This window comes from Mesorhizobium sp. M7A.F.Ca.MR.362.00.0.0 (genome assembly GCF_004023175.1).
Lineage (GTDB): Bacteria > Pseudomonadota > Alphaproteobacteria > Rhizobiales > Rhizobiaceae > Mesorhizobium.
On sequence record NZ_RZTF01000248.1, the window covers coordinates 1 to 9742 of the forward strand.

Below are 9742 nucleotides of genomic sequence, written 5' to 3' on the forward strand. Positions count from 1 at the left end.
CGCCTTATCCTTCACATCGCACGTCGCCCTACATACACGGAGAGGCTATTCAAGCACCCCCGCAGGAGGCCCTATTCCGCCGCCACAAAACGCCACTACACGGTAAGTTTGACCAACGTCTTGGCGGTGCTCGGCAACATCGCAATCCGGGTACTAGATGAAGAGAAGGTCAAGACCTATATCAAGACCAAGATGAAGACGGGGAAGACGGTCCAGCTCCGGCGCGACCTGGCCTTTCTCAGCACGTTGATGGCGCACGCCCGGGAGTGGGACTGTGGCGTCGAGGTCAACCCACTGAAGCTGATCGACAAGAGCAAGATCGCCGACGCCAACAAACGGCAATCGTACGTGCATCGCAACCAGTTCGGCCGCCTACTCGCCGCCTGCAAGGGCTACGAGCAGCGTCTGTTCGTCATTCTGGGTGTTGGAACCGGCATGCGCCACCAGGAGATCATGAAGCTCCACTGGGACGAGGTCGATCTCAAGCGCAAGAAGATACAACTTGGCGGCGAGCGCACAAAAAACAGTTGCCCTAGAGAAATCCCGCTGACCCAAGAGGTCATCGACACACTTTCGGACACACTCGAAGCACACCGCGTTGGGTATGTCTTCAAGGGGAAGAAGGAGGACGAGCCGCAGTACAATTTCGCCAAGCGCTGGGCGGGGATCAGGAAGCGGGCAGAGATGCCAAACCTGCACATCCACGACCTGCGACATACCTTCGCAAGCTGGCTCATTCAGTCAGGGGTTCCTGAGAAAACCGCCCAGGACCTGATGGGACACAAGACCAATGTGATGACTCAGCGCTATTCCCACACCAACATGAAGGCCCTGCGGAGGGCGATCGAACAGATGGAGGCCGACACACTTTGAAACACAGTGCCTGCTGATTTATTTTGGACGATTTCGAAAGATGGTTATTTATCAAGGATTTAGTTGGTGAGCGCGTCGGGGTTCGAACCCGAGACCTACTGATTAAAAGTCAGTTGCTCTACCGGCTGAGCTACGCGCTCCCGCGGGCGAAAGGCGGCCCTCGAAATTGCGCGGAACATAGGGAGAGTGCCTCGACCGGTCAACCGGAAAAAGAGAGCTCGCAAACACGGGTGGCTTCGGCCTGTCGCGACACTTGCCAGCCGCGCCACCGGTGGGAGAACAGCCAAGGGAACACTGGCATTTCTGCCCGACAGCGGCATCCAGTCTGGGGAACAATTGTATGCGCCGCTCGTTTTCCCGGCACAGGGACGTCCGCCAAAACCATCGAGGAGAAAACCAATGAACAGAATCACAACGAGCCTTCTGGCGGCCACTCTCTCCGCCACATTCGTTGCGGCGGAGGCCGTGTCGGTTAACGCCCAACCGAACTATGTGCCGCAATCCCAGGTCGCGGTGCCGGATGTGCAGACAGTCCAGTACCGGGAATGGCGCAAGGACCGCTACAATCGCAATTTTTCGCGTGACCGCAGTTTTTCGCGCGACCGTAATTTTTCCCGCAATCGCGGCGCGTATTGGAACGGCCATCGCGGCTATCGCGAATATCGCCCCGGCTACCGTCGTCACGGCGATCATTGGTTCCCGCTCGCGGCGTTCGCGACTGGCGCGCTGATCACCGGTGCCATCATCAACAACGAGAACAACCGCGTCTACGGAGGCAACGCCCACGTCCAGTGGTGCTACGACCGCTATCGCAGCTACCGTGCTTCGGACAACACGTTCCAGCCGAATTACGGCCCTCGCAAGGAGTGCCGTTCGCCTTACTGATCAAGGCGCGTTTAAGTAGCTGAGATACGTTGAGTGGAGCTCGCGCCGGCAACGGCGCGGGCTTTTGATCGATTGGCCGGACGAGAACAGTTGCCGTCAACTTGCCCAGTTGATGCTCTTGAGCATCAGATAAAAGCCACCGCCGTCCTCTCTGTTGGGACAACGATAGATACCCAACCCATTGCAGATACGGGCCATCACCGCACTGAGTTCCCAACCAACCACTTCCAGCGCATTGTCCGCATCCGTCGCATAGGCTTGGGCCAGTTCGTCAATGCCATTCTGCTCTCCGAAGGATCGAACCAGCTTTGCATCGCTGAGGAGCTCGCTGGGCAGGCTTGAATTTGCCCAAGCCCACAGCCAGTTGCCGGCCTCGGTGCTCGTTGAGCCGACAATCTGGATCTCGGTGACCACCTTGGCGACCCGGTCTTGCGAGAACAGAAGCGTTCCGGCCGTCAGGTCGTAGTCATAGCGCGAGCAATCGCCGAGGCGAAACTCCTTGTTCGCGCGTGCATTTTTGGCCTTCAGCTGTTCGATAGCCTCGTCGCGCCAAGCAGGATACCAATCTGGCTGCATTCCTCGCGCCCCATCACCCACCACTGATGGCTCTTTATGACACGCTCAACGTCCGTCGCACAGCATCGCGCCAACCCGCGAGCTTGGCTACGCGCACGGAGCCATCCATGTCCGGCTGGAAGCGTCGTTCCAGCGCCCAGCTCTTCGCGAACTTCCTGGCATCCGGCCAAACGCCAGCTTTCGAGCCGGCCAGCCAGGCTGCACCGAGCGCGGTCGTCTCGAGAATGGTCGGGCGGTCGACCGGTGCATCGAGGATGTCGGCCAGACGCTGCATGGTCCAGTCCGACGCCACCATGCCGCCGTCGACCCGCAGCACGGTCTTGGCCGAAGCCCCCTTCCAGTCCTTGCGCATGGCGTCGAGCAGGTCGCGTGTCTGGTAGGCCACAGATTCAAGCGCGGCGCGGGCAAACTCCGCCGGGCCGGAATTGCGCGTCAGTCCGAAAATGGCGCCGCGTGCCTCGGCGTCCCAATGCGGCGCGCCGAGCCCGACGAAGGCCGGCACCAGGTAGATGTTTTGGGTTGGATCGGCTTCATCAGCCAGTTTGCCGCTTTGTTCGGCCTTGCCGATCACCTTGATGCCATCGCGCAGCCATTGGACCGCGGCGCCGGCAATGAAGATCGAACCCTCAAGCGCGTAGGTCGTCTTGCCGTTCAGCCGGTAGGCAATAGTGGTCAAGAGCCGGTTTTTCGAACGCACCAGGTCGCTGCCTGTGTTGAGGAGCGCAAAACAGCCGGTGCCGTAGGTCGATTTCATCATGCCTGGCTCGAAGCAGGCTTGGCCGATGGTTGCCGCATGCTGGTCGCCGGCGACACCGAGGATTCTTATCTCGGCGCCAAAGAGATTTTTCTCCGTGATTCCATAGTCATCGGCGCAGTCCTTCACCTCTGGAAGCATTTCTACCGGGATGTTGAGGATCGACAGCAGCTCGTCGTCCCAGGCATTCTCAGCGATGTTGTAGACCAGCGTGCGCGAGGCGTTGGTGGCGTCCGTGGCGTGGACCTTGCCGCCGGTCAGCCGCCAGATCAAAAAGCTGTCGATGGTGCCGGCGAGCAATTCGCCCTTCTCGGCGCGTTTTCTCGCGCCTTTCACCTTGTCCAACATCCAGGCGATCTTGGTGCCGGAAAAATAGGGATCGAGCAGCAGGCCGGTCTTGCGGGTGAACTTTTTCTCCAACCCCTGCTTCCTGAGTTTCTGGCACAGCGGCGCGGTGCGCCGGTCCTGCCAGACGATCGCATTGTGGATCGGCTTGCCGGTCGCCCGGTCCCAGATGACGACGGTCTCGCGCTGATTGGTGATGCCGATCGCGGCCACGTCGGAAGCATTCCGGCCGGCCTTCTTCAGCGCCGCCTTCACGGTCGACACCACACTCGCCCAGATATCTTCCGGATCGTGCTCGACCCAGCCGGAGGCCGGATAGTGCTGGGCGAATTCCTTTTGCCCACTGCCGGCGACCTTCATCTCGCCGTCGAACAGGATCGCCCGGGTCGAAGTCGTGCCCTGGTCGATGGCAAGGATATATCCGGTCATTATGCCTCCCCGCTTAGTCTTTTACACAAACAGGGGAGACGGCAAGATGCCGCCTCCCCCAATGTCACACGGGCGCAGACGCCCGCTTAGAACAATCTTACTTTTGCCAGCTCTTCACCAGTTCGTCGTAATTGATGGTGATCGGCTTTTCCTTCTCGTTCTCGATCTTCAGCTGAGGAGCGAGATTGCCCTTCTTGACCGCGTCGGCGTTCCAGTAGGCGAGGTCATGCTCTTCGGCCATCTTCGGACCGATGTCGCCCTGGATGCCAGCCTTTTCCAGGCGTTCCATGACCTTTTCCTGCTCAGAGCAAAGCGAGTCCATCGCCTCCTGCGCCGTCTTGGCGCCCGACGACGCATCGCCGATCGCCTGCCACCAGAGCTGTGCCAGCTTCGGATAGTCCGGAACGTTCGTTCCGGTCGGCGACCACTGAACACGGGCCGGCGAGCGGTAGAATTCGATCAGGCCGCCGAGCTTCGGAGCGCGTTCCGTGAAGCTCTTGTCCTGGATCGTCGACTCGCGGATGAGCGTCAGGCCGACATGGCTCTTCTTCACGTCGACCGTCTTCGACACCACGAACTGCGCATAGAGCCAGGCGGCCTTGGCGCGATCGTCAGGCGTGGACTTGAGAAGCGTCCATGAACCCACGTCCTGGTAGCCGAGCTTCATGCCGTCCTTCCAGTAGACGCCATGCGGCGAGGGAGCAAAGCGCCATTTCGGCGTGCCGTCCGCGTTCACGACCGGCAGCCCGTCCTTGACGAAGGAGGCGGTGAAGGCGGTGTAAGTGAACATCTGCTGCGCGACCGTGCCCTGCGACGGGACGGGGCCGGATTCGCCGAACGTCATGCCTTGGGCTTCCGGCGGGGCATAAGCCTTCAGCCAATCCAGGTACTTCTGGATCGAATACACGGAAGCCGGGCCATTGGTGTCGCCGCCGCGCGCGACGCACGAGCCGACAGGCTGCGACTTCTCGTTGACCTTGATGCCCCATTCGTCGACCGGAAGACCGTTCGGCAGGCCCTTGTCGCCATTGCCGGCCATGGACAGCCAGGCATCGGTGAACCGCCAGCCGAGCGACGGGTCCTTCTTGCCGTAGTCCATGTGGCCATAGACCTTCTTGCCGTCGATCTCGCGGCCGGTGAAGAACTCGGCGATGTCCTCATAGGCCGACCAGTTGACCGGAACGCCGAGGTCGTAGCCGTACTTGGCCTTGAAATCGGCCTTGTTCTTCTCGTCGTTGAACCAGTCGTAGCGGAACCAGTAGAGGTTCGCGAACTGCTGGTCGGGCAGCTGGTAGAGGTCGCCGTCCGGAGCGGTCGTGAACTTGGTGCCGATGAAGTCGGCGAGGTCGAGGTTGGGATTGGTGACATCCTTGCCCTCATTCGCCATCCACTTGGTCAGGCTGCGCGCCTGCTGGTAGCGCCAGTGCGTGCCGATCAGGTCGGAGTCGTTGACGTAGGCGTCATAGATATTCTCGCCCGACTGCATCTGCGTCTGCAGCTTTTCGACGACATCGCCTTCGCCGATCAGGTCGTGGGTGATCTTGATGCCGGTGATCGCGGTGAAAGCGGGCGCCAGAACCTTGGACTCATAGCTATGCGTATCGATGGTCTCGGAGACCACCTTGATGTCCATGCCGGCGAAAGGCTTCGCGGCATCAATGAACCATTGCAGCTCGGCTTCCTGGCCGGCGCGATCGAGCGTCGACAAGTCCTTGATTTCGGTATCGAGGAAGGTCTTGGCTTCGTCCATTCCGGCATAGGCCTGGCCTGCTCCCCAGAGCAGGACAAGCGCAGTCGTTGATGTTAAAAATTGCCTTCGCATTTCGTTTCCTCCACTTTTCAAGTTTCAAGTGCGATCTGGAGCGGTCGTCGGCACGCGGTCGCTCCAACAGTTTCCCCCTCTATACGTAGCGGAACACGCCGACGGCGTAGACTACGGAGAGAGCGAGAGCCCACCACAGGTTGGGTCCGACAAGACCCAGCCAAGCGAGATGGATAAAGGCGCTGCCGAGCAGCGAAACAAAGAGGCGGTCGCCGCGCGTCGTCTCAAAGCGCAGGACGCCGACCCGGGGATTGCCGCCAGGCGAGGCGTATTCCCAGACCGCCATGCCACAGAGCAGCACCAGGATCGTGATGAAAAAGATCGCCGTTGGCAGCGTCCATGCCATCCAGGTGAGGTTCATGGTCATACCCTCCCCAGGGCGAAGCCCTTGGCGATGTAATTACGGACGAACCAGATCACGAGCGCGCCTGGAAGGATGGTGAGCACGCCGGCGGCGGCGAGCACGCCCCAGTCGAGCCCGGAGGCCGAGACCGTGCGCGTCATGATCGCCGCGATCGGCTTGGCGGCGGTCGTGGTCAAGGTGCGCGCGATCAGCAGCTCGACCCATGAGAACATGAAGCAGAAGAAGCAGGCCACGCCGACGCCGCTGGCGATCAGCGGCATGAAGATTTTCAGGAAGAAGCGCGGGAAGGAGTAGCCATCGATATAGGCGGTCTCATCGATCTCCTTCGGCACGCCGGACATGAAACCCTCGAGGATCCACACCGCCAGCGGCACGTTGAACAGGCAGTGTGCCAGCGCCACCGCGATATGCGTGTCGATCAGGCCGAAGGCCGAATAGAGCTGGAAGAAGGGCAGCGCGAACACTGCCGGCGGCGCCATGCGGTTTGTCAACAGCCAGAAGAAGAGGTGCTTGTCGCCGAGGAACCGGTAGCGCGAAAAGGCATAGGCCGCCGGCAGCGCCACCGAAACCGAGATCACCATGTTCATGACGACATAGATGATCGAATTGATGTAGCCCTTGTACCAGGACGGGTCGGTGAAGATCACGATGTAGTTGGCCAGGGTCGGGCTCTTCGGCCACAGCGAAAACGCGCCCAGGATCTCCTGATTGGTCTTGAAGCTCATATTGACCAGCCAGTAGATCGGCAGCATCAGAAAGATGATGTAGATCGTCGGCACCAACCACCAGAACCGGGATTCTTCGCCGCGCCGGCGCATCAGCCGCGCAAGCTGGTCCTGCGACAAGGTGCTGGCGAGCCCGTCCGAACCCGCCGTCTCACGCACTCGGTCCTGCCTCGTCGTTCCTTCGTTGGCGCCGCTCATCTCAGCGCTCCGCATCGACATTGGTCATGACGGTGTAGAACACCCAAGACAGCAGAAGGATGATCAGGAAGTAGATGATCGACATGGCGGCCGCCGGCCCGAGATCGAACTGACCGATGGCAATCTTGACCAGGTCTATCGACAGGAACGTCGTCGAATTGCCGGGACCTCCGCCGGTGACGACGAACGGCTCGGTGTAGATCATGAATGAATCCATGAAGCGCAGCAGCACCGCGATCAGAAGCACGCGGTTCATCTTCGGCAGCTGGATGTAGCGGAACACTGCCCAGCGCGATGCACCATCGATCTTGGCCGCCTGATAGAAGGCATCGGGGATCGAGACCAGTCCGGCGTAGCAGAGCAGAACGACGAGGCTTGTCCAGTGCCATACGTCCATCAGGATGACCGTCACCCAGGCGTCGGTCGGATCGTTGACGTAGTTGTAGTCGAAGCCGAGCGACGACAGCGTATAGCCGAGCAGGCCGATGTCGATGCGGCCGAACACCTGCCAAATCGTGCCGACGACGTTCCACGGGATCAGCAGCGGCAGAGCCATCAGCACCAGGCAGACCGGCACGCCCCAGCCTTTCTTGGGCATGTTGAGAGCGATGAAGATGCCGAGCGGGATCTCGATGGCGAGGATGGTTGCGGAAAAGATCAGGTTGCGGACCATCGACAGCCAGAAGCGTTCCGACTCCAGGATTTCGGTGTACCAGTCCGAGCCGTTCCAGAAGAAGACGTTGTTTCCGAACGTGTCCTGCACCGAATAGTTGACCACCGTCATCAGCGGGATCACCGCCGAGAACGCCACCAGCAGGAGGACCGGCAGCACCATGAACCAGGCCTTGTTGTTCCAGGTCTTCTCCATCTAGGCCTCCATCTCGACACGCCAGGAATCGGCATAGATGTTGATGCCGGCCGGGTCGAACCGCACCTTCGGATCGGCAGGCAGGGTCTCGTCCTCACCGATCACGGCAGAAATATCGCGGCCTTCGAGCTTGGCGCGCACCACCTTGTGGCGGCCGAGATCCTCGACCTTGCTGACCTGCACGGCCATGCCTTCGCGGCCGAGCCGGACATATTCGGGACGGATGCCGAGTTCGACGGCGCCGGTGCCTGCCTTGGGTGCACCCGGCAGTTCGATGCGCTGCGAGCCGAGCGTCGCCGTCTTGCCGTCGATTGCCACCGGCATGACGTTCATGCCGGGCGAGCCGATAAAATAACCGACGAAGGTATGGCGCGGGCGTTCGAACAATTCGGCCGGTGTGCCGATCTGCACGATGCCGCCATCATACATGACCACGACCTGCTCGGCGAAGGTCAGCGCCTCGGTCTGGTCGTGGGTCACATAGACCATGGTGTAGCCAAAGCGGCGGTGCAATTGCTTCAGCTGCGAGCGCAGCACCCACTTCATGTGCGGATCGATGACGGTCAGCGGCTCGTCGAAAAGGATGGCGTTGACGTCGGAGCGCACCAGGCCGCGGCCGAGCGAGATCTTCTGCTTCTGGTCGGCGGTCAGGCCCCTCGCCTTCTTCTTCGCCCACGACGCCAGATCGATCATCTCCAGCGTCTCGCGAACCTTGCGGTCGACATCGGCTTCCGGCACGCCGCGGTTGCGCAGCGGGAAGGCCAGATTGTCGTAGACGGTCATGGTGTCGTAAATGACCGGGAACTGGAACACCTGCGCGATGTTGCGCTCCTGCGTCGACAAATTGGTCACGTCCTTGCCGTTGAACAGCAACTGGCCGTGCGAGGGGTGCAACAATCCCGAAATGATGTTGAGCAGCGTGGTCTTGCCGCAACCGGAGGGCCCGAGCAGCGCATAGGCGCCGCCGTCCTCGAAGACATGATGCACTTCCCGTAGCGCGAAATCGGCATCCTTCTGCGGGTTCGGCAGGTAGGAATGCCTGACATGGTTGACGTCGATGCGTGCCATCTCTTTGCCCTCAAGCCGCCAGCTTCGGCGCAGTCACGGCGCTGCCGTGCTCGTCGAAAACCATGATGTGGCGCGGATCGATGAACACCTCGACCACCTCGTCCGGCTCGAAATGCCTGATACCATGGGTCAGCATGACCCAGCGCGCATCGGCGAAATCGAGATGGATGAAGCTCTCCGATCCGGTGATCTCAGTGATCGTCACCTTGGCGCGCACCGGTACGGCCGCCGCATTGGGCCGCTCGAGCGACAGGTGATGCGGCTGAAAACCGATCGTGTACATGGCATCGGCAATGCCGGAGAGCTCGGCCGGCACCGGCAGGTTCACGCCGCCCTCGAGCAGGAAATCCCGGCCCTTCTTGGCAAGCACTATAGTATTGAGCGGTGGATCGGAAAATGTCCTGGCTGTCACCAGATCTACCGGCTTGCGGAACACCTCGATGGTCGGTCCGAACTGGGTGATCTCGTGCCTTGCGAAAGCGTCGCCGTGTTGCCGCCGAGCAGCAGCGCCTCGTGCGGCTCGGTCGTGGCGTAGACGAAGATGGTGCCGGCGGCGGCGAATATCCTAGGCAATTCGGCGCGCAGTTCCTCGCGCAATTTGTAGTCGAGATTGGCGAGCGGCTCATCGAGCAGGACCAGGCTTGCGTTCTTGACGATGGCGCGCGCCAACGCGGTGCGCTGCTGCTGGCCGCCCGACAGGCTGAGCGGCGTGCGATCGAGATAGGGTGTCAGCTTGAGAAGAGCGGCGGCTTCACGCACCTGGCTGTCGATCCTGGCCTGCTCGATGCCGGCCACCCGCAGCGGCGAAGCAATGTTCTCATAAACGGTCATCGCC

9 protein-coding genes, 1 tRNA gene and 1 pseudogene are annotated in these 9742 nt (G+C 60.8%); 2 read left to right on the forward strand and 9 right to left on the reverse strand.

The features are described 5' to 3' along the window. Positions 1-873 (forward strand): site-specific integrase (locus EOC06_RS25035; RefSeq protein WP_206631253.1); only part of this gene is annotated, 873 nt, incomplete at its 5' end. 64 nt (positions 874-937) lie between these two features. On the opposite strand, the gene EOC06_RS25040 is transcribed toward EOC06_RS25035, so the two are convergent. Beyond that, a tRNA-Lys gene (locus tag EOC06_RS25040) sits at positions 938-1013 on the reverse strand. A 259-nt stretch (positions 1014-1272) separates the two neighbouring features. Here EOC06_RS25040 and EOC06_RS25045 point away from each other — a divergent pair. Beyond that, positions 1273-1758, forward strand: coding sequence for a BA14K family protein (locus EOC06_RS25045; RefSeq protein WP_128309048.1), 486 nt, complete (start codon positions 1273-1275; stop codon positions 1756-1758). A 96-nt stretch (positions 1759-1854) separates the two neighbouring features. Here EOC06_RS25045 and EOC06_RS25050 read toward each other — a convergent pair whose 3' ends face one another. From EOC06_RS25050 to EOC06_RS25085, 8 genes and pseudogenes are all read right to left on the reverse strand, one after another. Further along, entirely contained in the window at positions 1855-2334 is a 480-nt protein-coding gene (locus EOC06_RS25050; RefSeq protein ID WP_128309049.1) for a DUF6882 domain-containing protein, read from the reverse strand. 34 nt (positions 2335-2368) lie between these two features. Next, positions 2369-3862 (reverse strand): glycerol kinase GlpK, encoded by a 1494-nt coding sequence (gene glpK, locus EOC06_RS25055; RefSeq protein ID WP_128309050.1) that lies wholly within the window; start codon positions 3860-3862, stop codon positions 2369-2371. A gap of 97 nt (positions 3863-3959) precedes the next feature. Next, the gene (locus EOC06_RS25060; protein WP_027036699.1) at positions 3960-5684 is read right to left on the reverse strand and encodes an ABC transporter substrate-binding protein; all 1725 of its coding nucleotides are present in this window, start codon (positions 5682-5684) and stop codon (positions 3960-3962) included. Positions 5685-5763: 79 nt separating this feature from the next. Then, positions 5764-6045, reverse strand: coding sequence for a DUF2160 domain-containing protein (locus EOC06_RS25065; protein ID WP_127269597.1), 282 nt, complete (start codon positions 6043-6045; stop codon positions 5764-5766). Between the two features lie 2 nt (positions 6046-6047). Then, positions 6048-6971 carry a carbohydrate ABC transporter permease gene (locus EOC06_RS25070; RefSeq protein ID WP_128309051.1) on the reverse strand — a complete coding sequence of 308 codons (924 nt, stop codon included), beginning with the start codon at positions 6969-6971 and terminating at the stop codon, positions 6048-6050. Between the two features lies 1 nt (position 6972). Beyond that, complete coding sequence (locus EOC06_RS25075; RefSeq protein ID WP_127272310.1) at positions 6973-7839, reverse strand: carbohydrate ABC transporter permease; 867 nt, start codon at positions 7837-7839, stop codon at positions 6973-6975. After that, positions 7840-8907: an ABC transporter ATP-binding protein gene (locus tag EOC06_RS25080; protein ID WP_128309052.1), complete on the reverse strand. Its 1068-nt coding sequence runs from the start codon at positions 8905-8907 to the stop codon at positions 7840-7842. A gap of 10 nt (positions 8908-8917) precedes the next feature. Next, positions 8918-9742 (reverse strand): annotated as a pseudogene (locus tag EOC06_RS25085) (ABC transporter ATP-binding protein); the annotation flags it as partial.

Bases quoted from the DNA above. Each gene is read 5' to 3' on its own strand.
- EOC06_RS25045 (WP_128309048.1), top strand. From the start codon at position 1,273: ATGAACAGAATCACAACGAGCCTTCTGGCGGCCACTCTCTCCGCCACA.
- glpK (WP_128309050.1), bottom strand. From the start codon at position 3,862: ATGACCGGATATATCCTTGCCATCGACCAGGGCACGACTTCGACCCGG.
- EOC06_RS25075 (WP_127272310.1), bottom strand. From the start codon at position 7,839: ATGGAGAAGACCTGGAACAACAAGGCCTGGTTCATGGTGCTGCCGGTC.
- EOC06_RS25060 (WP_027036699.1), bottom strand. From the start codon at position 5,684: ATGCGAAGGCAATTTTTAACATCAACGACTGCGCTTGTCCTGCTCTGG.
- EOC06_RS25050 (WP_128309049.1), bottom strand. From the start codon at position 2,334: ATGCAGCCAGATTGGTATCCTGCTTGGCGCGACGAGGCTATCGAACAG.
- EOC06_RS25065 (WP_127269597.1), bottom strand. From the start codon at position 6,045: ATGAACCTCACCTGGATGGCATGGACGCTGCCAACGGCGATCTTTTTC.
- EOC06_RS25080 (WP_128309052.1), bottom strand. From the start codon at position 8,907: ATGGCACGCATCGACGTCAACCATGTCAGGCATTCCTACCTGCCGAAC.
- EOC06_RS25070 (WP_128309051.1), bottom strand. From the start codon at position 6,971: ATGAGCGGCGCCAACGAAGGAACGACGAGGCAGGACCGAGTGCGTGAG.